The organism is Azospira sp. APE16 (assembly GCF_047901315.1).
GTDB classification, from domain to species: domain Bacteria; phylum Pseudomonadota; class Gammaproteobacteria; order Burkholderiales; family Rhodocyclaceae; genus Azospira; species Azospira oryzae.
In genome coordinates this window covers 3,159,768-3,183,630 of the sequence record NZ_CP179682.1, presented here as the reverse complement: position 1 = coordinate 3,183,630, position 23,863 = coordinate 3,159,768, and the positions used below count along the sequence as shown (strand labels likewise).

20 protein-coding genes are annotated in these 23,863 nt (G+C 66.5%); 5 read left to right on the top strand and 15 right to left on the bottom strand.

Going from position 1 to position 23,863, the window contains the following annotated elements; all coding sequences use genetic code 11:
* Nucleotides 1-69: 69 nt before the first annotated feature.
* The 3 genes from hrpA to ACLSSQ_RS15105 all read left to right on the top strand — a co-directional run bounded on the left by hrpA (nucleotide 70) and on the right by ACLSSQ_RS15105 (nucleotide 5,815).
* The gene (gene hrpA / locus ACLSSQ_RS15115) at nucleotides 70-4,005 is read left to right on the top strand and encodes an ATP-dependent RNA helicase HrpA (RefSeq protein ID WP_416244297.1); all 3,936 of its coding nucleotides are present in this window, start codon (nucleotides 70-72) and stop codon (nucleotides 4,003-4,005) included.
* 217 nt (nucleotides 4,006-4,222) lie between these two features.
* Nucleotides 4,223-4,990 (top strand): EI24 domain-containing protein, encoded by a 768-nt coding sequence (locus ACLSSQ_RS15110; RefSeq protein ID WP_416243145.1) that lies wholly within the window; start codon nucleotides 4,223-4,225, stop codon nucleotides 4,988-4,990.
* 36 nt (nucleotides 4,991-5,026) lie between these two features.
* Nucleotides 5,027-5,815, top strand: coding sequence for a competence/damage-inducible protein A (locus ACLSSQ_RS15105; protein WP_416243144.1), 789 nt, complete (start codon nucleotides 5,027-5,029; stop codon nucleotides 5,813-5,815).
* A 131-nt stretch (nucleotides 5,816-5,946) separates the two neighbouring features.
* Here ACLSSQ_RS15105 and ACLSSQ_RS15100 read toward each other — a convergent pair whose 3' ends face one another.
* The 7 genes from ACLSSQ_RS15100 to ACLSSQ_RS15070 all read right to left on the bottom strand — a co-directional run bounded on the left by ACLSSQ_RS15100 (nucleotide 5,947) and on the right by ACLSSQ_RS15070 (nucleotide 11,061).
* A complete protein-coding gene (locus ACLSSQ_RS15100) occupies nucleotides 5,947-6,504 on the bottom strand; it encodes a phasin family protein (protein ID WP_014236472.1) in 558 nt (185 codons plus the stop codon).
* Nucleotides 6,505-6,722: 218 nt separating this feature from the next.
* A complete protein-coding gene (locus tag ACLSSQ_RS15095) occupies nucleotides 6,723-7,298 on the bottom strand; it encodes a phasin family protein (protein ID WP_014236473.1) in 576 nt (191 codons plus the stop codon).
* A 281-nt stretch (nucleotides 7,299-7,579) separates the two neighbouring features.
* Entirely contained in the window at nucleotides 7,580-8,356 is a 777-nt protein-coding gene (locus ACLSSQ_RS15090) for an enoyl-CoA hydratase (RefSeq protein ID WP_014236474.1), read from the bottom strand.
* 6 nt (nucleotides 8,357-8,362) lie between these two features.
* On the bottom strand, nucleotides 8,363-8,971 hold the full coding sequence (gene lptA, locus ACLSSQ_RS15085) for a lipopolysaccharide transport periplasmic protein LptA (protein WP_152090535.1): 609 nt from the start codon (nucleotides 8,969-8,971) through the stop codon (nucleotides 8,363-8,365).
* A gap of 1 nt (nucleotide 8,972) precedes the next feature.
* Complete coding sequence (gene lptC, locus ACLSSQ_RS15080) at nucleotides 8,973-9,563, bottom strand: LPS export ABC transporter periplasmic protein LptC (protein ID WP_152090536.1); 591 nt, start codon at nucleotides 9,561-9,563, stop codon at nucleotides 8,973-8,975.
* Complete coding sequence (locus ACLSSQ_RS15075; protein ID WP_416243143.1) at nucleotides 9,560-10,072, bottom strand: KdsC family phosphatase; 513 nt, start codon at nucleotides 10,070-10,072, stop codon at nucleotides 9,560-9,562. The genes lptC and ACLSSQ_RS15075 overlap by 4 nt, the downstream gene beginning before the upstream one ends.
* Nucleotides 10,072-11,061 carry a KpsF/GutQ family sugar-phosphate isomerase gene (locus ACLSSQ_RS15070; RefSeq protein ID WP_014236478.1) on the bottom strand — a complete coding sequence of 330 codons (990 nt, stop codon included), beginning with the start codon at nucleotides 11,059-11,061 and terminating at the stop codon, nucleotides 10,072-10,074. Before ACLSSQ_RS15070 ends, ACLSSQ_RS15075 begins: the two co-directional genes overlap by 1 nt.
* A 103-nt stretch (nucleotides 11,062-11,164) precedes the next feature.
* On the opposite strand from ACLSSQ_RS15070, the gene ACLSSQ_RS15065 reads away from it, so the two are divergent.
* Nucleotides 11,165-13,132: a monovalent cation:proton antiporter family protein gene (locus tag ACLSSQ_RS15065; protein WP_014236479.1), complete on the top strand. Its 1,968-nt coding sequence runs from the start codon at nucleotides 11,165-11,167 to the stop codon at nucleotides 13,130-13,132.
* Nucleotides 13,133-13,177: 45 nt separating this feature from the next.
* Here ACLSSQ_RS15065 and ACLSSQ_RS15060 read toward each other — a convergent pair whose 3' ends face one another.
* Entirely contained in the window at nucleotides 13,178-13,855 is a 678-nt protein-coding gene (locus ACLSSQ_RS15060) for a prepilin-type N-terminal cleavage/methylation domain-containing protein (protein WP_014236480.1), read from the bottom strand.
* Nucleotides 13,856-14,023: 168 nt separating this feature from the next.
* Here ACLSSQ_RS15060 and ACLSSQ_RS15055 point away from each other — a divergent pair, with 168 nt between their 5' ends.
* On the top strand, nucleotides 14,024-15,727 hold the full coding sequence (locus tag ACLSSQ_RS15055; protein WP_416243142.1) for an ATP-binding protein: 1,704 nt from the start codon (nucleotides 14,024-14,026) through the stop codon (nucleotides 15,725-15,727).
* Here ACLSSQ_RS15055 and ACLSSQ_RS15050 read toward each other — a convergent pair.
* The 7 genes from ACLSSQ_RS15050 to ACLSSQ_RS15020 form a co-directional block, all read right to left on the bottom strand.
* A complete protein-coding gene (locus tag ACLSSQ_RS15050) occupies nucleotides 15,717-17,033 on the bottom strand; it encodes an adenylate/guanylate cyclase domain-containing protein (protein ID WP_014236482.1) in 1,317 nt (438 codons plus the stop codon). The two genes, ACLSSQ_RS15055 and ACLSSQ_RS15050, sit on opposite strands and share 11 nt — an antisense overlap.
* A gap of 88 nt (nucleotides 17,034-17,121) precedes the next feature.
* On the bottom strand, nucleotides 17,122-17,838 hold the full coding sequence (locus tag ACLSSQ_RS15045; RefSeq protein WP_416243141.1) for a type II secretion system protein: 717 nt from the start codon (nucleotides 17,836-17,838) through the stop codon (nucleotides 17,122-17,124).
* Nucleotides 17,835-19,991 (bottom strand): hypothetical protein, encoded by a 2,157-nt coding sequence (locus ACLSSQ_RS15040; protein WP_416243140.1) that lies wholly within the window; start codon nucleotides 19,989-19,991, stop codon nucleotides 17,835-17,837. Before ACLSSQ_RS15040 ends, ACLSSQ_RS15045 begins: the two co-directional genes overlap by 4 nt.
* A 3-nt stretch (nucleotides 19,992-19,994) precedes the next feature.
* Nucleotides 19,995-20,498, bottom strand: a complete 504-nt coding sequence (locus ACLSSQ_RS15035; RefSeq protein ID WP_152090543.1) for a hypothetical protein — start codon at nucleotides 20,496-20,498, stop codon at nucleotides 19,995-19,997.
* Nucleotides 20,499-20,516: 18 nt separating this feature from the next.
* Complete coding sequence (locus tag ACLSSQ_RS15030) at nucleotides 20,517-21,116, bottom strand: hypothetical protein (protein ID WP_416243139.1); 600 nt, start codon at nucleotides 21,114-21,116, stop codon at nucleotides 20,517-20,519.
* Complete coding sequence (locus tag ACLSSQ_RS15025) at nucleotides 21,113-22,657, bottom strand: hypothetical protein (protein ID WP_416243138.1); 1,545 nt, start codon at nucleotides 22,655-22,657, stop codon at nucleotides 21,113-21,115. Before ACLSSQ_RS15025 ends, ACLSSQ_RS15030 begins: the two co-directional genes overlap by 4 nt.
* 3 nt (nucleotides 22,658-22,660) lie before the next feature.
* Nucleotides 22,661-23,860, bottom strand: a complete 1,200-nt coding sequence (locus ACLSSQ_RS15020) for a type II secretion system F family protein (protein ID WP_416243137.1) — start codon at nucleotides 23,858-23,860, stop codon at nucleotides 22,661-22,663.
* Nucleotides 23,861-23,863: the final 3 nt, after the last annotated feature.

The window sequence follows — 23,863 nt, the reverse complement described above, 5'->3', positions numbered from 1 at the left end:
TCCGCGAGACTTTGCCGAGGGAAACAGGCCCTTGTGGGGCCCTTGTGCCAAAATACCGCCTTGAAATTTATCCGCCCGCCGATTGTGTCCCTTCCCCGTTCCGCCCCGCCTGCTTTCGCCGACTGCCTGACCCAGGATCGTCCCCGTCTGCGCGCCCTTTCCCGCAGCGCCGGCCAGCCCGGTCCCCATGCCGAGAAGGCCAAGGCCGACTACGAGGCCCTGCTGGCCCGCTCCCGCGCCGCCTGTGCCGAGCGGGCAGGGCGCCTGCCCAAGCCGGAATATCCGGAGGACCTGCCGGTCAACGGGCGGCGGGAGGAGATCAAGGCCCTCATCGAGAACAACCAGGTGGTCATCGTCTGTGGCGAGACCGGCTCCGGCAAGACCACCCAGCTGCCCAAGATCTGCCTGGAACTGGGCCGGGGGGCGGCGGGACTGATCGGCCATACCCAGCCCCGGCGCCTGGCGGCCCGCTCCGTGGCAGCCCGGGTGGCCCAGGAGCTGCATACCCAGATCGGCGCCGGCGTGGGGGTAAAAATCCGCTTCCAGGATCGTAGCGGGCCCCAGTCCTATTTGAAGCTGATGACCGACGGCATTCTGCTGGCGGAGACCCAGACCGATCCCTATCTCAACGCCTACGACACCATCATCATCGACGAGGCCCACGAGCGCAGCCTCAACATCGACTTCCTGCTGGGCTACCTGAAGCAACTGCTGGCCAAGCGCAAGGACCTCAAGGTCATCATCACCTCCGCCACCATCGACGCGGAACGCTTCGCCAACCACTTCGCCCAGCACGGCAAGCCGGCGCCGGTGATCGAAGTCTCCGGCCGGCTCTACCCGGTGGAGGTGCGCTACCGCCCGGTGACGCCCCTGGAGGAAGACCAGGAGGAGCGGGACCTCTACGACGCCATCGTGGACGCGGTCCACGAACTGGGCCGGGAAGGCCCGGGAGACGTACTGGTGTTCCTCCCCGGCGAGCGGGAAATCCGGGAGGCGGCGGAAGCCCTGCGCAAGCACCACTTCCCCGGCCCCCAGCCGGAAATTCTGCCCCTCTTTTCCCGCCTCTCGGCGGCGGAGCAGGACCGGGTCTTCAAGACCGGTGGCGGCCGCCGGGTGGTGCTGGCCACCAACGTGGCGGAAACCTCCCTCACCGTGCCGGGCATCCGCTACGTGGTGGATACGGGCCTGGCCCGGGTGAAGCGCTACTCCTACCGCAACAAGGTGGAAATGCTCCAGGTGGAGCGGGTCTCCCAGGCCGCGGCGCGGCAGCGGGCGGGCCGTTGCGGCCGGGTGGCGGCGGGGGTCTGCATCCGCCTCTACGACGAGGCCGACTTCAACGCCCGGGGCGAATTCACCGATCCGGAAATCCTGCGTTCCTCCCTGGCCGGGGTGATCCTGCGCATGAAGGCCCTCAAGCTCACCGACGTGGAGAGCTTCCCCTTCATCGAGGCGCCGCCGCCCAAGGCCATCAACGACGGCTATTCCCTGCTGCAGGAACTGGGCGGGCTGGACGAGGACAACCGCCTCACCGACGTGGGCCGGGGCCTGGCCAAGCTGCCCCTGGACCCGCGCATCGCCCGCATGATCGTGGCCGCCCGGGATCGGGGCTGCCTCAAGGAAGTGCTGGTCATCGCCGCCGCCCTCTCGGTGCAGGACCCCAAGGAGCGGCCCCAGGAGCGGCTGCAGGCGGCGGATGAAAAGCACCGCCAGTTCGCCGACGAGAAGTCCGAATTCCTCTCCTGGTTGAAGCTGTGGAACTGGTTCGAGGAACAGGGCCGACACCTCTCCGGGCGCAAGCTGGCCGAGGCCTGCAAGGAGCGCTTCCTCTCCTATCTGCGCATGCGCGAATGGCGGGAGGTGTACAACCAGATCCACGCCATGGTCACCGAGCTGGGCTGGCGCGAGAACGAGATTCCCGCCACCTACGAGCCCATCCACAAGGCCCTGCTGACGGGCCTCCTGGGCAACATCGGCTGCAAGTCCGACGACAGCAGTCATTATCTCGGGGCCCGGGGCATCCGCTTCCTAATCCACCCGGGCTCGCCCCTGCAGAAGAAGGCGGGCAAGTGGGTGGTCTGCGCCGAGCTAACGGAAACCACCAAGCTCTACGCCCGCTGCCTTGCCCGCATCGAGCCGGAATGGCTGGAGGAGGTGGGCGCCCACCTGATCCGCAAGAGCTACTTCGATCCCCACTGGGAGAAGAAGGCCATGCAGGCCGTGGCCTATGAGCGTTCCACCCTGCACGGCATCGTCGTCAATCCGAAGAAGCGGGTGAACTTCGGCCCCATGAACCCGGAAGAGGCGCGCCTGCTCTTCATCCGCCAGGGCCTGGTGGGCGGCGAGATCAACGAGGACTTCGTGCGCCGCTGGCCCTTCTATCAGCACAACCAGAAGGCCATCCGCGACATCGAGAACCTGGAGCACAAGCAGCGCCGCCAGGACGTGCTGGTGGATGACGAACTGATCTTCGCCTTCTACGACCACCTGATTCCCTCGGGCATCTACAACGGCGCCGACTTCGACAAGTGGCGCAAGGAGGCGGAGCGGGAGAACCAGAAACTGCTCTTCCTGCAGAAGGAAGACCTGATGCGCCACGAGGCGGCCGGGGTCACCACCGACGCCTTCCCTCCCCAGATGCGCCTTTCCGGCGTGGACTACGCCCTCACCTACCACTTCGAGCCCGGCAGCCCCCGGGACGGCGTCACCCTGGTGCTGCCCCTGGCCCAGCTCAATCAGGTGCCCGCCAACCGCTGCGAGTGGCTGGTGCCCGGCCTCTTGAAAGAGAAGGTGGTGCAGCTGGTGAAGACCCTGCCCCAGCGCATCCGCGCCAAGCTGGTGCCGGTGCCCGAGTTCGCTGAGGAGTTCATCGCCTGGGTGGGCAACGACGAGAAGCGCATGGCGCCGGGCATCATCGCCCCCCTCATCGACTTCATCTTCGAATCCCGGGGCCTCAATGCCCGGGGCTGGGCGGTGACGCCCGATGCCTTCCGCCCCGGCGAACTGCCGGCCCACTTCTCCATGAACTTCAAGCTGGTGGATGAGCATGGCCGCCAGCTGGACATGAGCCGCAGCCTGGCCCAGCTCCGCGGCGAATGGGGCCGGGAGGCGCGCCAGGAATTCCAGGAGCTGCACGAGACCCCTAGCGAATTCACCGGCCTCACTGACTGGACCTTCGGCAAGCTGCCGGAGCTGATGGAAGTGGCTGTGGGCGGCCAGATGGTGATCGGCTACCCGGGCCTGACCGAAGACGGTGAGACCGTTTCCCTGCGCGTGTACGACTCCCAGGAGGAAGCCCTGGCGGCCCACCGCCTGGGCCTCTCCCGCCTCTTCCAGTTGCAGCTGAAGGAGCAGGTGAAGTACTTCGAGAAGAACCTGCCGGGCCTGACCCAGATGGCCATGCAGTTCATGAGCCTGGGCTCTTCCGACGACCTGCGCCAGCAGTTGGTGTCGGTCATTTTTGAGCGGGCCTGCCTGGTGGAACCGTGGCCGGAGGATGCGGAATCATTCAAGGCCCGCTGCGCCGAAGGCAAGAACCGCCTGGGCCTGCTGGCCCAGGAAATCTGCCGCCTGGTGGGCCTGGTGCTGACCGAGTGGCAGGCCCTGGTGAAAAAGCTGCCGGCCTTCAAGGCCTTTCCCGGCGCGGTGCAGGACATCGAGAAGCAGATCGGCCGCCTCATCCACAAACGCTTCGTGCTGGAAACGCCCTTCGAGCGCCTGCAGCACTTCCCCCGCTACCTCAAGGCGGCGGCCATGCGCCTGGACAAGCTCAAGGCCAACCCGGCCCGGGACGTTCAACTGCTGGCGGACTACAGCACCCTGTGGACCCAGTACGAACGCCGCGCCCTGCAGTTGGCCAAACAGGGCGTCAGCGATCCCCAACTGGAGCAGTTCCGCTGGCTGCTGGAGGAACTGCGGGTCAATCTCTTCGCCCAGGAGCTGAAGACGCCGGTGCCCGTGTCGGTGAAGCGTCTGCAGAAGCTGTGGGAAGGAATACAGTACGGTTGAAAGACGATTAGCCACAGAGGGCACAGAGAACACAGAGAGAAAATGCCTCTGCCCTGGGAGGTAATAGGGGCGCCACTCTTCCGTCATGCATTCTGGAGATTGGCTTCAGTATTGGCTTGCAGGGTAGGTGCGGTTTGCAACCGCTCCGGCAGCTAAGGCGGAGTGCGACCCCTCGGTGATCTCTGTGCCCTCTGTGGCAAAAAAATAGGATGCCCGAATGCCCGAAATGATCCTCGCCCTGGTCCGCAGCCTCGGCACCCTGTCCCGCCGCCGCGTCTGGTGGCTGGTGCTGTCCCCCGCCGTGGCCGCCCTGGCGGTATGGCTGACGCTGACCTTCCTGGTGCTGGACCAGCTCTCCGCCTGGTTCCTCGAGCAGCCCCCCATGAGCTGGCTCTCCGGCTGGGGCGCCGTGTGGCTGGCCAAGCTGCTGGCCGCCGCCGGGGGCTGGCTGGTGATCCTGGCCCTCTCCTATCTAACCGCCATGGTGCTGGCGGCGGTGTTCATCATGCCCATCCTGCTGCAGGTGGTGGCCGCCCGGGATTACCCGGAGGTGGCGGCCATGGGCAAGGACAGCTTCTTCGCCGGTGCCTGGAACAGCGTCTGGGCCGCCCTGCTGTTCATTGCCGGCTGGCTGCTGACCCTGCCCCTGTGGCTGGTGCCCGGCCTGGGCCTGGTGCTGCCCCTGTTCTGGATGGCCTGGCTCAACCGCAAGACCTTTTCTTACGACGCCCTGGCCATGCACGCCACCGACGACGAGTGGCGCCTGATCCGGGAGCGCCGGGCCACGCCCCTGCTGGGCCTGGGCATTCTCCTGGCCCTGCTGGCCCATGTGCCGGTACTGGGCCTGCTGACCCCGGCCCTGGGCGCCCTGCTGTACATCCACTTCGGCCTGGAAAGCCTGCGCCAGCTGCGCGGCGGGGCCGTGGTGACCGTCGATGCGGTGGTGGTGGAAGAGCCCGTGCCCACCGACCGCTTCCTGCGCTGATTTTCACCCTTTACGACCTCAACGACGCGAGGACCCATGACTGCTTCCGTTTCCCAGACTGCCCAAGCCACGCGCTTCGGCGCCCTCATCATCGGCGACGAAATCCTCTCCGGCAAACGCCAGGACAAACACTTCGCCAAGGTGGCCGAACTGCTCGGCGCCCGGGGTCTGCAGTTGTCCTGGGTGCAGTACCTGGGGGACGACCGGGCCCGCCTGACGGAAACCCTGAAGCGCAGCTTCGCCAGCGGCGAGGCGGTGTTCTCCTTCGGCGGCATCGGCAACACGCCGGACGACCACACCCGCCAGGCCGCCGCCGCGGCCCTGGGGGAGGCGCTGGTGCTGAGCCCGGAGGCGGAGGCGGAGATCCGTGTCCGCTTCGGCGACGACATCACGCCCCAGCGCCTGCTGCTGGGCACCTTCCCGGCCAGCAGCCGCATCATTCCCAATCCCTTCAACCGCATTCCCGGCTTCATGGTGAAGGAGCATTACTTCGTGCCGGGCTTTCCCCAGATGGCCCATCCCATGGTGGAGTGGGTGCTGGACACCTTCTATGCCCATCTCTTCAACCGGGCGCCCAAGGTGGAGAAGGCCTTCCTCCTCACCGGCGACAGGGCCTACGAAAGCGCCCTGCTGGACCTGATGGAGCGCATCGTCGCCGAGTACCCGGAACTGCGCCTGTTCTCCCTGCCGTCCCTGACCCAGGACGGTGTGCGCCGCCACCTGGAACTGGGAGTGGAAGGACAACCGGAACAGGTGGAGCGGGCCATGGCGGAAATCCAAGGCGAGGTGGAGCGCCGCGGCATCACCTGGGTGTGGCGCGACTGAGGCCGGACTGAGCGGGTTGCGCGGCTTTGCGGGGGATTCCGGCCCCCGGTTTCCGCTCCGCTTGCGGCAATAAAAAACCCCGGCCATGGCCGGGGTTGTGCTCGCCAAGCGGGGAACGCCCGCGGCAGACCTTACTTCTTGGCAGCCGCCTTGCTGGCAGCGCCCACGGCCTTGGCGGTGGCGTTGGAAGCCACAGCCACGTTGGCGTCGGCGATGTCGGCCATCTGCTTGGCCATCTTGGTGAAGTGGTCGAAGGCCTGGGTGGAGGCGGACAGCATGGACTTCATGGCCGCTGCCACCACGTCGCCGCCCACGGGAGCGGAGGCGGAGGTCTTCTCGATGGCGGAGGTGGCCTTCTGGGACAGCTGGTTGTAGTGCTGTTCCATCAGGTCGGTCACTTCCTTCTGGGTCGCGGTGATCAGTTCGTACAGGTTGCGGTAGTAGGCCGTGACCTTTTCCAGATTGGGCTGGGCCAGGGTGCTCTGCAGCTTGGCGGCTTCCTGCACGTCCTTGGCGCCCAGCAGGGTCTGGGTGCCGTTGACGGAAGAGTTGAGGAAGTCACGGGCAGCAGCCAGATTCAGCTCGGCGATTTTTTCCACGCCGTTGAAGGCGGTGTGCACCAGGGCCACCATCACTTCAGCGTTGGCTTTCTGGGCGGCGGTAAGCTGTTCGATATTCGGGTTGGTCATTGGGAAATCCTCCGCTTAGCGTTGAGATATAAGGGAATAATCCTGCTGGTTGAATATCGGCCCGGTATTGTTGTTAGTACGGCCTTGGGTCGAATTCCACTGCCTCGGCAGCGGCGCCGGATGAAGCCAGTATAGCAAATACTATATGACCATCACATGTCGCCGGCGACAACGAAAAAAAACCCCGGCGCAAGGCCGGGGTTTCGGTGCTGTTCGCCTTAGGCGGTCTTTTTCTTGGCAGCGGAGGCGGCGGCGGAAGTGGCGCCGACGGCCTTCACGGTAGCGTTGGTGGCGGCAGCCACGTTGGCTTCAGCGATCTCGGCAACCTGCTTGGCAGCTTTGTTCATGCTGTCGTAGGCGGAGTTGGCAGCGGCGATGGCGGATTTGACGGCGGCCACGGCCACATCGGAACCGGCGGGGGCGGTCTTGGAAACCTTGTCCAGCAGGCCGGCCACGTTCTTGTTGAATTCGTTGAACTGGGCTTCCACGACCTTGGTCAGTTCTTCCTGGGTCTGGGCGGCGATTTCGTAGACGCTGCGGGAGTAGGCCACGGCCTTCTCGACGTTGGGTTGGGCGATGGAGGCCTGCAGGGAGATGGCTTCCTGGGCATCCTTGGCACCCAGCAGGGCCTTGGTGTTGGCGACGCTGTCTTCGATGACGGCGCGGGCGGTGTGCAGGTTCAGGGCGGCGATGCGCTCGGCGCTGGCGAAAGCGGTGTTGGCCAGGGCCAGCAGGGAATCAACGGTGGCCTTGTTGGCGGCGGCGAACTGCTCGGGGGTAGCGAAAGTGGTCATGGTCATCTCCTAGAAAGTCAGTGTGGGAACACTCGCAGAGCAAGGCGGGACTGGCTTTTCTGACTGCGGCCGGTTGTTGCGCTGCAACATGTAGGACCAATTATAGGGAGCGACAGATTTCTGTCAAGCATTTTTTGTGCGTCGCACAAAAAATTTTCTTCGCTTTGAAAACAGTGGCTTAACAGTCGTTGGGAGAGCCTGGGGATGCAGGCTTTGCGGCGGGGCGGGAGCCTGCCGCGGAGGGGGCGCTCCGGGGCGGCGGCGCGCCCCGGGAGGTGGGATCAGCGATGCTTGAAGGCGGGCTTGCGCTTCTCGACGAAGGCAGCCATGCCTTCCTTCTGGTCTTCCAGGGCGAAGGCGGCATGGAACTGGCGCCGCTCGAAGAGCAGGCCTTCATTGAGGCTGCTTTCGAAGGCCCGGTTCACGTTTTCCTTGATCATCATCACCACCGGCAGGGAGTAGGAGGCAATCTTCTCGGCGGCGCCGAGGGCTTCCTCCAGCAGCTTGTCGGCGGGCACGATGCGGGAGACCAGGCCGGCACGCTCGGCTTCGGTGGCATCCATCATGCGGGCGGACAGGCACAGGTCCATGGCCTTGGCCTTGCCCACGGCACGGGGCAGACGCTGGGTGCCGCCGGCGCCGGGCAGGATGCCCAGCTTCACTTCGGGCTGGCCGAACTGGGCGCTGTCGGCGGCGATGATGAAGTCGCAGCTCATGGCCAGTTCGCAGCCGCCGCCCAGGGCGTAGCCGGCAACGGCGGCGATGACGGGCTTGCGGCAGGTCTTCACCTTCTCCCAGTTGCGGGTGATGTAGTCGCCCTTGTAGGCGTCCATATAGGAGAAGTCTTTCATCATGCTGATGTCGGCGCCGGCGGCGAAGGCTTTGTCGGAGCCGGTGATGACGATGCAGCCGATGTTCTCGTCGGCTTCGAATTCGGTGAGGGCGTCGCCCAGTTCATCCACCAGGGGATCGCACAGGGCGTTGAGGGCCTTGGGGCGGTTGAGGGTGATGAGGCCGACGCGGCCCTTGGCTTCAGCGATGATGTACTCGTAAGTCACGAGGCTTTACTCCTTGCGCGATGGTAGGGAAATGGCGGGCTTCAGGGTGAGCGATTCCCGGCTCCCCGTAGCTCCTTGTTGTGATTCGGTGTCCTTGTTCTTCGGCTGGATGATGGCCCGCACCCGGCCCGGCGGCACGCCGGGGCTGGCCTCGCCGGGCATCTTGGAGGCGGTGACCAGGTACTGCTCGGTGAGGGAGTCGTACTGGATGTAATGGCCCTTGACCTCGTCCTGGCCGCTCTTGACCCAGGCCTTGTCGTAAAGCTCGGTCTTTTCCGTCTTGGCGTTGTGCTCGATGCGCAGGGCGATGCCTTCCACGTAGTCGTCCCGGCCTTCGCGCTTCTGCTTGAACTTGGCCGGATTGCCGGTGGCCACGCCCTTCTGGAAGCCGGCATCGTCCTGGGTGACGACGATGCGGTCGCCGCGGATGACCAGGGTGCCCTGGGTCAGGGTGACGTTGCCGTCAAAGACGTGCACCTTCTTGGCGTCGTCCACCGTGACCCGGTCGGCTTCCAGGTTCACCGGTTTTTCCCGGTCCGCCTTTTCGGCGTGGGCCGGCATGGCGGCGGCAAGGCTGAGGGCGCCCAGGAGGGCGGCGAGGCGGCGATTGATCATGTCAGCGCTTTTCATGTTTGCTGGCGAATTGGCCGGTGACCCGGGATTCAAGAATGGAGTTCATGGTAGCGTTATCCACCTGCAGGCCGGTCCCCTTGAGCCAGGATTTGCCCTGGACCATTTCCACCGGACTCTTGGTCTGCGCAGTTTCAGAGTCGGGGAATATGGTCAGGTCGGGACCGGTGGCGATCATGGCTTCCCGGTCCTTGAATGGGTCGCGGACAACGCGGACATTGTCTTTCAGCAGCACTTCGCTGGCGTCGCTGTTGATGTGGCCGGTGTCGCTGCTCATGGTGACCACGGGGCGTCCGGGCTTGATGAACTTGGCCACCGGTTTGACCACATCGGACTCGTCCGTGTCCGGATAATGGTCCAGGCGCTTGGCCGTCATCACATGGCGCAGCTGGCCCTGCTTGTCGATCCGGCTCATGGTGAAGTCGTCGATGAAGTAGTCCACGTCATGGCGGAACTTGCCGCTGTGATCCGGCTCCGGCAGCTGGGTGGCCTTGGCCAGCCAGAAGGTGGCAGCAGTCAGGCTGCCCAGCAGGACGATGGGGAAGAGGGCGCTGGCGAAGCGTTCCAGACGTTTCATTGCAGGTAGGCGTCGAGCAGGGCCTGCAGCTGGCCCCGTTCCTGCAGGAGATGTTCGCAGGCTTCGCGCACGGCGCCATGGCCGCCCTGCTGGCGGCAGACGTAGCCGGCATGGCGCTTGACGAAGTCGTGGGCATTGCCCGGGGCGGCGGAGAAGGCGCAGGCGCGCATGATGGGCAGGTCCACCACATCGTCGCCCATGTAGCCGGCTTCGGCGAAGGTCAGGCCTTCCCGCTGCAGCAGCTCGGTCATGACCTGGCGCTTGTCCTCCACGCCCTGGAACAGCAGGTCGATGCCCAGGTTGGCGGCGCGGGCGGCGACGCAGCCGGACTTGCGCCCGGTGATGATGGCCAGGCGCACGCCGGATTTCTGCAGCATCTTCAGGCCGTGGCCGTCCAGGGTGTTGAAGACCTTGAGTTCCTTGCCGTCTTCCGTGTAGTAGAGGCCGCCGTCGGTGAGGACGCCGTCCACATCGAAGGCCATCAGCTTGAGATTGGTGGCGGCGCTCATCAGATCACCTTGGCCTGGAACAGGTCGTGCATGTTGAGGGCGCCCTGCAGGCGGCCTTCGCTGTCGGCCACCAGGAGCTGGTTGATCTTGTGCCGCTCCATCATTTCCACGGCTTCCACCGCCAGCTTGTCCACCCCGATACAGCGCGGATTGGCGGTCATGACGGCAGTGACGGGCACCGACTTGAGGTCCACGTCCCGTTCGAAGGCGCGGCGCAGGTCGCCATCGGTGAAGATGCCCTGGATGCGCTGCTGGGCATCCACCACCGCAGTCATGCCGAGGCCGCCCTTGGAGATGGCCAGCACGGCTTCGGCCAGGCTGGCCTGGGGGGAGACCTGGGGCACTGCCGCGCCGGCGCGCATGACATCCCGTACATGGGTCAGCAGGCGCCGGCCCAGGGAACCGCCGGGATGGGAGCGGGCGAAGTCTTCCGGGCCGAAGCCGCGGGCGTCGAGCAGGGCCACCGCCAGGGCGTCGCCCAGGGCCAGGGCCGCGGTGGTGCTGGCCGTCGGTGCCAGGTTGAGGGGGCAGGCCTCCTGGGCCACCGCTGCGTCCAGATGGGCGTCGGCCTCCTTGGCCAGGGAGGACTGGGCATTGCCCGTCATGGCGATGAGCTTGGCGCCCTGGCGCTTGATGATGGGGACGATGGCCAGCAGTTCGGCGCTTTCGCCGGAGTTGGAGAGGGCGATCAGCACGTCCTGGCGCAGGATCATGCCCAGGTCGCCGTGGCTGGCTTCCGCCGGGTGCACGAAGTAGGCCGGCGTGCCGGTGCTGGCCAGGGTGGAGGCGATCTTGCGGCCCACGTGGCCAGACTTGCCGATGCCGCTGACGATGACCCGACCGGAGCAATTGAGGATGAGGCTGACCGCGTCCAGGAAGCCGTCGTCCAGCCGCTCGCTCAGGGCGGCGACGGCATCGGCCTCGATGCGCAGGACCTGGCGGGCCAGTTCGAGCACGGCGGCCGGGTTGAGGGCGGAAGTTTGGTTCATGGGATGGCAGCGGTTATGATTGTGCGAAGTATACCACCCCTGCCAGTGAAGCCCGGCGGGGCGCGGTTTTCCGCCCATCCGCCCGCCTTCCCCCTATCGGCCCATGAATTCCCTGCAACTGGTCCTGCTGCTGCTTGCCGCTGCCGTCCTGGTGGTGACCCTGTTCCGTCGCCTCGGGCTGCCGCCGATCCTGGGCTATCTCCTGGTGGGCGTGCTCATCGGCCCCCATGCCCTGAACTTCATCAAGGATGTGAGCGGCGCCGAGCACCTGGCCGAATTCGGCGTGGTGTTCCTGATGTTCTCCATCGGCCTGGAATTCTCCCTGCCCAAGCTCTACGCCATGAAACGGGTGGTGTTTGGCCTAGGGCTGATGCAGGTGCTGCTGACCATCGTCCTCGCCGTTGGCCTCAGCGTCGGCACCGGCCTGGGCTGGCAGGCCGGGGTGGCCCTGGGCGGCGTCTTCGCCATGTCCTCCACCGCCGTGCTGTCCAAGCTGCTGGCCGAACGCCTGGAGCTGGAATCGCCCCACGGTCGCGACGTCATCGGCGTGCTGCTGTTCCAGGATCTGGCGGTGGTGCCCCTGCTGATCCTGATTCCCGCCTTTTCCCGGCCGCCGGGGGAAATGGCCCTGGAGATCGCCTGGGCCATGGGCAAGGCGGCGGTGGTGCTGAGCCTGGTGCTGTTCCTCGGGCAGAAGCTGATGCGGCGCTGGTTCTACATCGTTGCCCGGGGCAAGTCCGCCGAGCTGTTCATGCTCAATGTGCTGCTCATCACCCTGGGGCTGGCCCACATCACCGAAATGGCCGGCCTCTCCCTGGCCCTGGGGGCCTTCGTCGCCGGCATGCTGATTTCGGAAACCGAGTACCGCTACCAGGTGGAGGAGGACATCAAGCCCTTCCGCGACGTGCTGATGGGGCTCTTCTTCGTCACCGTGGGCATGCTCCTGGACGTGGGGGCCGTGCTCGACTACCTGCCCTGGGTGTTGCTGGCCCTGGCCATCCTGCTGCTGGGCAAGTTCGGCCTGATCGCCGCCCTCTCCCGCAGCTTCGGGGCGACGCCGGGCAACGCCATGCGGGTCGGCCTGTGGCTGTGCGCCGGCGGTGAATTCGGCTTTGTGCTGCTGACCGAAATCAGCGCCTCCAGCCTGGTGCCGGAGGCCGTGCTGCAGGTGGTGCTGACGGCCCTGGTGCTGTCCCTGCTGCTGGCGCCCCTGATCGTGCTCTACAGCGACAAGCTGGTGCTGCGCTTCGCCGCCAGCGAGTGGCTGATGCGTTCCATGGAGCTGACCAAGATCGCGGCCCAGACCATGAGTACGGAGAAGCACGCCATCATCTGCGGCTTCGGCCGCAGCGGCCAGTACCTGGCCCGCTTCCTGTCCCGGGAGAACATTTCCTATGTGGCCCTGGACCTGGATCCGGAGCGGGTGCGGGAAGCGGCGGCAGCCGGCGAGACGGTAGTCTATGGCGATGCTGCCCGGCGCGAGACCCTGGTGGCGGCCGGGGTGTCCCGGGCCAGCGTGGTCATCGTCAGCTTCGCCAACACCATTGCTGCAGAAAAAGTGCTGCACCATGTGCAGGAGCTGAAGCCGGACCTGCCGGTGGTGGTGCGGACCATCGATGAGTCCGACATGGACACCCTGAGCCGGGCGGGGGCGGCGGAAGTGGTACCCGAATCCCTGGAGGCCAGCATCATGCTGGCTTCCCATGCCCTGGTGCTGCTCGGGGTGCCGATGAACCGGGTGCTGAAGATGATCCGGGACATCCGGGGCCAGCGTTATCGCCTGCTGCGGGGCTTCTTCCACGGTCTGTCCGACCGGGACAGCGACCTCAGCGAAACCCAGCAGTTCCGCCTGCATTCGGTGGCCCTGGGGGCCGGTGCCTATGCCGTGGGACGCAGCCTGGAGGAACTGAATCTGGCCTATTTCGGCGTCGAGATCAGCGCCGTGCGCCGGCGCGACATCCGGGCCCTGGAACCCCTGCCGGAAACCCGTTTCCGGGAAGGGGACGTGGTGGTGCTGCTGGGCTCGGTAGCCAGCCTGGAAGCGGCGGAACTGCGCCTGCTCAAGGGCTGACAAAAAAAGGCGCCCGCAGGCGCCTTTTTTCTTGCTGAAGCTGCCTTAGAAGGCGGTGCACACGATATAGGTGTTGTTGTCCTCGATGCCGCCGGTGCCGGTGGTGGGCACGGCGGTCAGGGCGGTGCCGGCATAGGTGCCGGAAGCCACGCGCACGGAGCCGGTGGCGGTGTTGCCGTCGTCCAGGGTGATGTCGATCTGCTTGGCGAACTTGCCCTGGATGCCTTCGGAACAAACAAAGTAGGAGCCGGTCATGCCGGTGATGGGGCTGGTGCTCTGGATGCCCAGGCGGCCGCCGTCGGCGTTGGTGGGCATGGCGGCAGCCGGATCGGTGAAGTTGGCATTGCCGGCCGCCAGGTTGGCCAGGCGCACCTGTTGCCAGAAGGCGACGCTCTCGTCGGTGGCCGTGGTGGAGTTGTAGTTGCCTTCGATGCGGCCGTTACCCTGGGTGGTGGAGGTGACGGTGAGCAGGGTGACGCTGGCGTTGGTGGCGGCGGAACCCAGGTGGGTGGCCACGTCCCGGTCGTCGCCCGGCAGCGCCCGGTACTTGTCCTGGTAGCCGTAGATGAAGAGGGGGACGGTCTTGAAGTCGTTGATGAAATTTTTCACCTTGGCGCTGTTGATCAGTTCCTGACCCTTCAGCACCCCGCCCAGAAGCAGGCCGATGATGACGAGTACAATGGCAATCTCAACCAGGGTGAAGCCTTTTTGGCGTGCGGACATGGCGGTCTCCTTCCAATTTGAAAATGTGTCTGCTTTTTCCAAGCACATCATATGCCATGGGCCTGGAAGGCATTATGGGTGCAATTCTGACGGGAAAGCGCCGAAAAGTGTCAAATTCTTGACGCTCCCGTCGGAGAATCGTCACCCGTTCCTGTCGCGGGAGTGTCCGTGCTAGCCAGAACCCGTCTTGCCCTGGGCCCCGAGAGCCTGCTGGTGGCACTCCTCGGCCTCTACCATGTGGCCCTCGCGGTGGGGCCGGAGCAGCCCTGGGGGCGGGGCCTGTGGCTGGCCCACATCGGCCTGCTGATCCTCTGGCAGCCTTTCGTCGAAACCGGCCGTCGACTCAGTGTGGCCGAACTGGCCCTGATGGGAGCCGGCATCCTGCTGCTGACCCTGGGCCTCAACGACTGGCTGCTGATCTTCTGGACCGCCATCCTCTCGGCCCTGGTGGGCGGCCGGGTCCTCTTTGTCCGCCGCCGGCGCCAGCGCATTTTCCTGCTCCTGGCCTTCGGCTATCTGCTGGGTGCCCTGCTGGCCTGGCAGGTGCCCCAGGTGGTACCCCGGGAAATGGCCGTGGATCCGGCCCTCAGCCCCGTGTTCATCTACGCCCTGCCTCTGCTGCTGCTGTCCATGCTGGTGTGGCCCCGCTCCCGGGAGGAAGCGCCACCGCGCCGGGCCGAAATGGTGGACTTCGTCTACAGCCTGTTCGTCTTTCTCCTGCTGGCCGTGCTGGTGCTGGGCACCCTGGCCTTTATGCTGCTCGACCGCAGCGGCTATGGCGTGGCAGTGGCCTCCACCGTGTTCATCATGGCCGGCCTGCTGTTCCTGCTGGCCTGGGCTTGGGACCCCCGGGGCGGCTTTTCCGGCTTCGGCGTGCTTTTTTCCCGTTACGTCCTGAGCGTGGCCCTGCCCTTCGAGCAGTGGATGCGGCGCCTCACCTACCATGCCGAGTTCGAGGTCGATCCGGAACGTTTCCTCGGCCAGACCCTGGAGGAGATGCTGGCCCTACCCTGGGTCCTGGGCGGCACCTGGGCGGCGGAACACCGGCACGGCGCCTTCGGGCTGGCCGACGGCGCCTTCTCCCAGCGCTTCGAATGTCCGCCCCTGAACGTGACCCTGTTCACCCGGCACAAGCTGTCGCCGGCCCTGATGCTGCATTTTCATCTGCTGCTGCGGCTGCTGGCCGAGTTCTACCTGGCCAAGCTGCGGGGCCGGGCCCTGCAGCAGATGAGCTACATCCAGGCCGTGCACGAGACGGGCGCCCGTCTCACCCACGACGTGAAAAACCTGCTGCAGTCCCTGACCAATCTCTGCCATGCGGCCGAACAGGCGGAAGCGGACGATGCCGAGGCTTTCCAGGCCCTGATGCAGCGCCAGCTGCCCCTGATCACCCAGCGCCTGCGCCAGGCCCTGGACAAGCTGGAGCAACGGCCCGCCGCCGATGGCGAGGAGCCCGCTGCCGGCAGCTGGTGGACGGCCCTGGGCCAGCGCTACAGCGGCGAGGCGGTGACCTTTACTGCTTGGCGCGGGGGCGAGCAGCCCCTGCCTGCCGGGCTGTTCGACATGGTGGCGGAGAACCTGCTGCAGAACGCCCTGAGCAAGGCCGCCAGGGAAATGGACCTGCGCATCGAGGCGCGCCTGCTGCCCGGGGCGGACGGGGCAGGTATGGAGCTGCAGGTGGAGGACTCGGGCAGTCCGGTGCCGCCGGAGCTGGCGGCGGAACTGGGGCGGGCACCGGTGAGCTCGGCCCACGGGCTGGGCATCGGCCTTTACCAGGCCGGGCGCCTGGCGGCCGAGAGCGGTTACGAACTGTGCCTGGCCGCCAACGAGCCGGGCCGGGTGTGCTTCAGCCTGCGTCCCCTCAGCCGGTGACCTCGGTCGGCACGGCGCCGAGGCTGCTGCCGGTGCCGCCGTCGCTGCGCTTGCCGGCCAGCCGGTACACCGTCATGTTGCCCTTGCCCTTGAGATAGAGGGTCTGGGGCTCGTAGAAATCGTAGCGGTCCCGCAGGCGACGGTAGGTGGTTTCATCCACCTGGATCATGCCGGGCACGCCTTCCGTGGTGATGCGGCTGGCGATATTGACCGTGTCGCCCCACAGATCGTAGATGAACTTTTTCTTGCCCACCACGCCGGCCACCACCGGCCCGGTGCCGATGCCGATGCGCACTTCCAGGTGCATGCGGTTCACCTCGAAATCCCGGTGCAGCAGATCGCGCACGGCCAGGGCCAGGTCGGCGATGGCGTCGGAATACTCCTCCCGCTCCTGACTGAGGCCGCCGGCCACCATGTAGGCGTCGCCGATGGTCTTGATCTTCTCCAGGCCGTAGGCTTCGGCCAGTTCGTCGAAGGAGGAGAAGATGCGGTTGAGCATGGAGAAGACCTGCTGGGGCGACAGGCCCTCCGCCACCTTGGTGAAATTGACGATGTCGGCGAACATCACCGTGACATCGGCAAAGCCGTCGGCGATGGTCTGGTTGCTGTGTTTCAGCCGTTCCGCCACGGCCCCCGGCAGGATGTTCAGCAGCAGCCGTTCCGAGCGCTCCTGTTCCGCCTGGAGCAGGGCGTGGGCCTCCACCATGCGTTCCTGCAGCTTCTGCTTCTCCAGGGTGGCAAAACGCAGCAGCAGATAGACGATGCTGGAAACGGCGGCAAAGTTGAGGGCGAAGAAGAAGATGCTGGTGCGCAGGGGCACGTGGCTGGCTTCCATGGCCGCCATGTCGGCCAGGTAGAAGTCGAAGAAGCCGGAGAGTGCGGTGAGGAACAGGTAGGCGATGAACCAGGCCAGGGATTCCCGCACGCCGAAAAACAGGATGGCGCCGATGGGCGCCAGCAGGCCCCACAGGCTGATGCCCGAGGCGGTGATGAAGTTGCCCATGCTCCACTGGGCAACGAAGGGCATGAACAGGAACAGCCCCAGCTGGGTGGTGCGGAACAGGGTGAAATTGCGGGTCTTGAAGTAGAGCAACAGGTTGCCGGTGAGCAGCAGCTGGAAGATGAAGGGGATGGTGGAGGAGAAGCGCGGCCCCAGTTGCCAGTAGAGCAGCAGCCAGAGCATGGAGGCGGCGCTGATGAGGCCCGTGGCGAAAATCAGCAGGGACTTGTTGAGGCGCATCTCCTCGCTGTCGTTGGCCGAGAGGCCGACGTCGCGGAAGGAATGGAAGAAGGAGTCGGAGGACATGGGCCGGGGTCGATGCGAAGGCGTGGGCGGATGGTCTGAGTGTGGCAGTTGGGGCCGGGGCCGGTCAATGCTTGAAGCTGTCATTTCCTCACAGGGAACGGCCGGCGGCGATCAGGCGGTTGAACAGGAGATTGGGCGACAGCCACAGCACCTGGTCGTCGAAGCCCTGCTGGGTGACGGCCCGGCTGACGAAGACGTTGTCGCCATCGTGATTTTCCACCTCGTCGGCATCGCTGCTGGCGCCGTTGGCGGCGCCCTGGGCGTTGATGGCGCCCAGGCCGTTCTTGCCGTGGGAGAGCACCAGGGCCGGCAGGCCGGAGGCCAGGGTGGAATTGGCCACGGAGCAGCCGCTGCTGGCCGAGGCGACGCTGCAGACCGTGATGTCGCCGGCGCTGGTGGCAAGCCCGAAGCCGTCCTTGTTGTTGCTGAAACGGGTGTGCACCCGGTAGCGGTAGTGATTGCGCCAGCTGTCGTACTGGCCCAGGCCCAGGCTGGTCCACGGCAGCACGCCCTCGGCGCTGGGGCAGTTGCCGCTGCCGTCGCGGGCCTCTTCCACCCCGTCGTAATCCGTGTCCGGGCAGGGCAGGAAGGGGTGCTGGCCGCTGCTCGAATAGTGGCTGGCCGCATAGCCGATGAGGGCGTCGCCGATGTCCTGCAACTGCTTCCTGGTGTCGCCGTTGTCCCGCACTTCGGTCTGGGCCGACAGGGAAAAGAGCATGCCCCCGGTGAGCAGGGCCACGATGACCAGGACGATGGCCAGTTCAACCAGGGTGAAGCCGTGGGGGCGGCGCAGGTGGGGGTTCATGGGATGAACTGGGCCTTGAAGTTTTGCAACAGGATCAGCTGGCCGCCGCTGCCGAAGCCGGTGGTGAAACCCAGCCGGACGTTGCGCAGGGACTCGCTGTCCGAAAAATCGCTGATGGATATGGTATCCCTGATGGTGGGCGGCGAACAGGCGGCGGTATTGGGGGCGAAGGTGGTGCTGAGATCCGCCATGGCCACGTCCTCGACGAAACAGAGGGAATTGCTGGCGGGGAAGGCCCAGGCCTTCAGGTCGTAGGTGCCGGCTCCGGCGCCGCTGTCGTAGTTGCGGCTGATTTCCAGGCGGATGCGCACCAGCTGCCCGAGGGTGGCCAGGCCGCCGGGCGTGGCCAAGCCGCTGGTGAGGGCGGCCGGGTTGCGGGGGGAATCGCCGCTGCCGCTGCCGAAACCGTGCACGTTGTCGTCCCACAGGGGGGCGGCGACGCCGGCCCACCAGTTGTTCTCCCGGTAGCCCCAGTAGGTGAAGGCCAGGTGCCGGATGGTCAGGGGGTCCTGACGGCCGTAGGCGTGGTTGCTGTTGCTCTCGTTGTATCCCAGGTTCTGCACGAAATCGAATTCCAGGCCGAGCTTGGGCGGGGCGATGGGGCGCAGGGTGACGCCGGCGGGCGGCGTCGGCTCGCCGGAGTAGCCCAGGTGCTGGTCCGGTGCGCCGCACATGGAAGCGTCCGGGTTGCGCTCGGCATCGGCGATGGTGAAGGTAAAACCGTCACCCCGGTCCTGCACCCGGTATTCGAAAAAGGCCCGCAGGCCGCTGCCGAAGCGCACCACCTGGTTGAACCAGAGGCAGCCGTAACGCAGGTTGGGGGGGCTGCCGATGGGCACGTCGCTGGTGCCCAGGGTGGCGGTGCCGGCGCCGCTGTCCACGGCAAGGGTGGGGTTGCCGCTGGCAAGCTCGTTGCGGATGGCGGTGGCGGCGCCCAGGTCGTTGCTGAAATTGAGGGTGACGCTTTCCTTCAGGCACAGCACCACGTCGCCGGCCGCCTGGTTCTTGTCGTAGGCGGCCAGGGCCTGAGGCAGGGGGAACTGGCGGGCGGCCGCGTTGGTGGCCGTGGCGGCGGCGATGTTGGCGGCGGCCAGGAAACTGGCGGCAGAAGTGCTTTCCGCGGCGGTGCGGGGCCCCGTGGCGGCCCGTTCCCCGGTGAAAATGAGGGCGCCCCGGCAGGGCTTGCCCCGCACCGTGAGGCAGCCGTCGCTGCCGCAGTTGAGGTAGCGCAGCTGGTTGTCCCAGTGGCGGCGGAACTCCTCGTCGCCACTGCCGAGGCTGGTGCTGAAATCGAAGGCGGCCGGCAGGCGCTGCAGTCCGTCGCTCGAGGCGTCCCCGGCCGGCAGGCTGGGAGCCGCATCCAGCGCGGACTTCAGGCCTGCCATCAGGGTGTCGATGCGGCTCGGAAAATCGCTGCGCTGCTTGATGCGCTGGAAAATGTCCCGGGGGCTGAGCCACAGCAGCAGATCGTTGTTGGAGGTGCTGCCCGGGGTGCCCTGGCTCAGGCTGAGACTGGCGCCGCCGCCGAAACTGTAGTTGCCGTCCAGATAGTTGGCCGCATTGGGGCTGTCGCCGCCGGGGCAGGCGCCGCTGCCGCCGCTGCGGTGCTGGCCGCCCAGGGCGATGCCGGGGGCGAAGAGGACGGCGACGGCGCCGCCCTCGGCGTTCTCCGGCTCGGTCAGGATCTGGCTGCCGTCGCTGCTGCGCACGGCGAACTGGCCCTGGCTGTCCCAGTTGAGGGGCGTGCTCTTGGGGCTGTTCTTGAAGCGGCCGACGGCGTACCACAGGCATTCCCCGCCTTCATCCTGCAGCATCGGCAGGCCCAGGGTTTTCCACGGCAGGAGGCCGACCACGGTGGTGCCGGCGGTGCCGCAACTGGCTTCGGCCTCGCCGTCGTTGTTGGTGTCGGGGCACGGCAGCTGGCCGAAGACCTGGCCGCTGTTGCGCTGGTCGTAGGTGGCGGCGAAGCCGAGCAGGGCTTCCCGGGCCTGGGCCAGGGCCGCCATGGAGGCTTCCGCCCGGACCTGGGGATTACTGGAGACGGCGGTCAGGTGCCGGTAAAGGCCGTAGGCCCCGAGCACGAAGACGATGAGGAAGAACGCCAGCAGGGCGGCGCCGCGCTGACGGCAGGCGGGAGCAGGGTGGCGGGCCACGGCTCAGGGCGCCGCAGGGCGCCTGCCGGCGGGGGCGGGATGGACCCGCAGCACGCTGCCGTCGGGCAGCAGGCCGGCGGATTCGTTGCTGCCGCGGCGATGGGAGTCGCCGACGCCGAGGCTGGTGCTGCTGTCGTTGCCCAGGTCCTTCAGGGTGGCGCGGCCCGGGTGGCGGCCATCGGGCCGGACCTGCAGGCCGCTGATGTCCTCCCGGTCGTGCTGGACCATGCCGTTGATCCAGGCCGAACCCTTGCCGCTGGAGCGGCGCACGATGCCGTTGAGGGTCACCACCGGTTCTTCCGTGGCATGGCTGGTGTCCTGGATGTTGTACAGCCGCTGGCGCTCCAGGGCCTGGCGCCGTTCCGGCGTGAAGAAGAGGCGGCCCAGGGCTTCGTCGGCCAGGAGCGGCGAGGCGGCAGCGCCCAGGGCCAGGAGCAGGCCGGCGAGCCTGGCCAGGCGGGCGCCGGGGCGGGCGGCTTGGGGAGGGCGCAGGGAATGGGCGTTCATGGCAGGTTCCTCCCCGTCTCAGCGGGTTTGGGGGCCTCGCAGGGTGATCCAGTCCAGCAGGCACTGGGCCTTGAGGTTGGCGTGCAGGCCGGGGCTGTCGCCCGGAGGGCGGGGCTGACGGCTGACTTCGCAACTGCGCACCAGGACCTGGGCCTTGGCCGTGTTGCGCAGGTCGGCGAGGACGTTGAGCAGGTCCTCCTCATGCAGCAGCTGCAGTTGCAGGCGCATGGAACTGACCTGGAAGCTCCACGGCCCCTGGCCGTTGCCCAGGGGCTGCTGGGGCGAGAACTCGTACTGGATGTCCAGCAGGCGCCGGTTGTTGCGGATGTCCCGCAGCAGCTCGACCCAGTCCAGGCGCTGTTCCTCGCCGATGACGCCGCGGGCGGCCAGGTTGCTGAAGAGGGCGGCCTTGAGCTTGATCTCGCTTTCCTCTTCCCGTACCTGCTTCAGCTTGGCCTGGGCCTGGGCGTTGTGGGCCTGGGCCGTTGCCAGCAGGCGGCGGGCCTGTTGCTGCTGCTCCAGGGAAAAGAGCACCAGGACGGCGCCGCCGAGGCAGAAGAGGACGAAGATCACCAGGCTGAGGCGCAGCTTGCGCCAGTCGGCTGCGGTCAGTTTCATGGCGTCACCCGATGCACGATCTGCACGACGAAATGACGGGGCTCGGCGCTGGCCGGGGCATCGTCGCTACTGCTGCCGCCCTTGAGGGACTTGCCCGATTCCACGTCGAACGGTTGCTGCTGCACATTCACCTGCAGGCCGGGCTGCTGCCGCAGGGCCGCCAGGAAACGCTCGAAAATGGCCAGCACCTGGCGCGGATTGGCCTGGGGGCCGGTGGGAATGCTGCCCCGCACCAGGGCGCTCTCGTCCCCCTCGCCCGGCGCTGCCGCCGCGGCAGTGGCGTTGCCATTGCCTCCGGCGCTGGTGCCGCCCCTCTGCCAGGCGATGGTGTCCAGCTCCACCTGGGGCGTTGCTTCCAGGGCCCGGCTGAGCAGCAGGTAAAAGTCTCGCGGGGTGGTGGGCTGCCGTTCCATGGCCTGGTAGCGGTTGATGACCTGGCGCAGGGTGTCGTTGTCCACCGGCATGGGCGGGAAGGTCCGGGCCAGTTCCGCATAGCGCTGGGCCGCGCTGTCGGCCTGGGCCTGGATGGCGGCCCGCTCGCTGCCGAGGCGGCTGGCGTCGTACAGCTGCTTGCCGGCGAAAAGCAGGCAGGCGAGGAAGACCAGCAGCCCGCCGGAAGAGAGCAGGGCCTTGAGCTGCCACACCCGGTAGTCGTGGCGCAGGGGCGGCGGCGCGAACTGCTGGGCCGGCGTCTGGGCCGCCAGCAGGTGCAGGAACAGGGCCTCGCTGCGGCTGTCCTCCGGGGCATCGGCCAGGCCGATGAGGCGGGCGGCCTCGTCGTTGCCGACGATGCGGAAGGTGACGGCCGGGCTGTCGCTGCAGGCTTCCTGCACCGCCCGCACCGCCTGGGGATGGACCAGGGCCAGGGCCTGCAGGGACTGGCCCCGGGCCAGCAGGCGCTGGCTGGTCAGGTACTGGTGCATCTTGGCCGCCTCCGCCGCCATGGCGTGGCCGATGCCGTGGATGCTGGAGTCGTGCAGGGGCACCAGGCGCGAGAAGTGCAGTTCGCCCTTGTCGAAGAAGCTCTGGCGCAGGCTGTGATCCTGCACCGTCAGCATCAGGCAGGGGGCCGGGCCGGGCTGCAGCTTTTTCAGCAGTTGGGGGCCGAGCAGGGGCAGGGAGTAGATGCCCACCAGGGGCACGCCCAGGGACTGGACCAGGGCCGTCCACGGCATGATCTGGGCCGGGTTGGTGAAGCCGGCCAGCAGCAGGCGTTCGTCCTTGCGCCGGTTCTTCTCGAAGCCCAGGCGCTGGGCCATGTTCAGGTTGGTGCTGTAGAAATACTGGCCCAGCTTGCGCTGGATCACGGCTTCCCGGTCCTTGCCCTGGAGGAAGGGGATGGTGTCCAGCTGGAAGCCTTCGTCGGCCACGTTGATGAGGAGGTAGAAAAGGTCGTGGCGACGCTTTTCCAGGTACTGGCGGAAGGCCACCAGGCCCTCCTCCGAATGGGGGAAGCTGGCCTGGGCGTCCAGGCGGCCACCCTTCCAGGCATGGGCCGAGAGCTGGTGGGCGGAGAGGTAGAGGAGATGGCGCTGGGGCATGGCTCAGGTCTTGATCTTGCTGATGACGTCGTACACCGGCCCCAGGACGGCCAGCATGATCCAGCCCAGGACCGAGCCGAGGATCAGGGTCAGGGCCGGCTCGATCAGGGACTGGATCTTTTCCACCGACTCCTTCACGTCCCGGTTGAAGAAGTAGCTGACATTGCGCAGGGCGGTGTCGAGGGAGCCGGTGCTTTCCCCCACCCGCAGCATGCGGATCACCAGGGGCGGAAAGAGGCCGATGGTGTGAAAGGCGGTGGTGACGTTCTGGCCTTCGCCGATCAGCTGTTCCACCTTTTCCAGGCCCTGGCGGATGACCCGGTTGCCCACCACCTCTTCCGTGGTGCGGATCGACTCCAGGATGGGAATGCCCGAGGAATAGAGCAGGGCGAAGGTGTTGGCGAAGCGGGAGAGCACGATCTTCTTCAGGATCGGCCCGAACACCGGCAGCTTCAGCTTGAAGGCGTCGAAGCCGTGCCGCACCGCCGGATTGGTGTGCAACAGGTAGCTGAGCAGGGCGATGCCGAGGATGGGCAGGAGCAGGACCAGGTACCAGTAATTGACCAGCAGGTCGGAGACGAAGAAGAGGGCCCGGGTCTGGGCCGGCAGTTCCTGGCCCATATTGCGCACGAACTGCTTCAGCTGGGGCACCATGTACACCATGAGGAAGAAGGTGGCGCCCAGGACGATGGTGCCGACGAAGGCCGGGTACATCAGCAGCTTCTTGGTCTGGGAGGCGATCTCGTCCTCCCACTTGAGGGATTCGGTGAGGTTCTGCAGCACTTCGGAGAGCTGGCCGGTCAGTTCCCCGGCCCGCACCAGGCTGACGAAGACCTTGGTGAACACCCGGGGATGCAGGGCCATGGCCTGGGACAGGGTCTGGCCGCCCTCGATGGATTCCACCAGGCTGGCAATGACTTCGCGGAAGCGCGGATGTTCCAAGGAGTCCCGCAGGTCGGAGAGACCTTCGAGGATGGGCACGCCGGCCCGGTTCAGCTGTTCCAGGTGGAAGCAGAAGTTGATCAGCTCCCGGCGCGGCACCGAGCCGCCGAACATGTCCCAGCTGCTGACCGGGGTGCCGTTCACCAGGTCCATTTCCATGCGCTTGAGGCGCATCTCCAGGTCCACCAGATTGATGGCGTCGAGGCGCCCCTGGACCATGCGGCCATCCGCATCGACGGCCTTGTAGTTGAAGAGTCCCATGGC

What these genes read in the sequence shown, in the direction of transcription:
- ACLSSQ_RS15110 (WP_416243145.1), top strand. Translation starts at nt 4,223, where the DNA reads ATGCCCGAAATGATCCTCGCCCTGGTCCGCAGCCTCGGCACCCTGTCC.
- ACLSSQ_RS15105 (WP_416243144.1), top strand. Translation starts at nt 5,027, where the DNA reads ATGACTGCTTCCGTTTCCCAGACTGCCCAAGCCACGCGCTTCGGCGCC.
- ACLSSQ_RS15100 (WP_014236472.1), bottom strand. Translation starts at nt 6,504, where the DNA reads ATGACCAACCCGAATATCGAACAGCTTACCGCCGCCCAGAAAGCCAAC.
- ACLSSQ_RS15095 (WP_014236473.1), bottom strand. Translation starts at nt 7,298, where the DNA reads ATGACCACTTTCGCTACCCCCGAGCAGTTCGCCGCCGCCAACAAGGCC.
- lptA (WP_152090535.1), bottom strand. Translation starts at nt 8,971, where the DNA reads ATGATCAATCGCCGCCTCGCCGCCCTCCTGGGCGCCCTCAGCCTTGCC.
- lptC (WP_152090536.1), bottom strand. Translation starts at nt 9,563, where the DNA reads ATGAAACGTCTGGAACGCTTCGCCAGCGCCCTCTTCCCCATCGTCCTG.
- ACLSSQ_RS15075 (WP_416243143.1), bottom strand. Translation starts at nt 10,072, where the DNA reads ATGAGCGCCGCCACCAATCTCAAGCTGATGGCCTTCGATGTGGACGGC.
- ACLSSQ_RS15070 (WP_014236478.1), bottom strand. Translation starts at nt 11,061, where the DNA reads ATGAACCAAACTTCCGCCCTCAACCCGGCCGCCGTGCTCGAACTGGCC.
- ACLSSQ_RS15065 (WP_014236479.1), top strand. Translation starts at nt 11,165, where the DNA reads ATGAATTCCCTGCAACTGGTCCTGCTGCTGCTTGCCGCTGCCGTCCTG.
- ACLSSQ_RS15060 (WP_014236480.1), bottom strand. Translation starts at nt 13,855, where the DNA reads ATGTCCGCACGCCAAAAAGGCTTCACCCTGGTTGAGATTGCCATTGTA.
- ACLSSQ_RS15050 (WP_014236482.1), bottom strand. Translation starts at nt 17,033, where the DNA reads ATGTCCTCCGACTCCTTCTTCCATTCCTTCCGCGACGTCGGCCTCTCG.
- ACLSSQ_RS15045 (WP_416243141.1), bottom strand. Translation starts at nt 17,838, where the DNA reads ATGAACCCCCACCTGCGCCGCCCCCACGGCTTCACCCTGGTTGAACTG.
- ACLSSQ_RS15035 (WP_152090543.1), bottom strand. Translation starts at nt 20,498, where the DNA reads ATGAACGCCCATTCCCTGCGCCCTCCCCAAGCCGCCCGCCCCGGCGCC.
- ACLSSQ_RS15030 (WP_416243139.1), bottom strand. Translation starts at nt 21,116, where the DNA reads ATGAAACTGACCGCAGCCGACTGGCGCAAGCTGCGCCTCAGCCTGGTG.
- ACLSSQ_RS15025 (WP_416243138.1), bottom strand. Translation starts at nt 22,657, where the DNA reads ATGCCCCAGCGCCATCTCCTCTACCTCTCCGCCCACCAGCTCTCGGCC.
- ACLSSQ_RS15020 (WP_416243137.1), bottom strand. Translation starts at nt 23,860, where the DNA reads ATGGGACTCTTCAACTACAAGGCCGTCGATGCGGATGGCCGCATGGTC.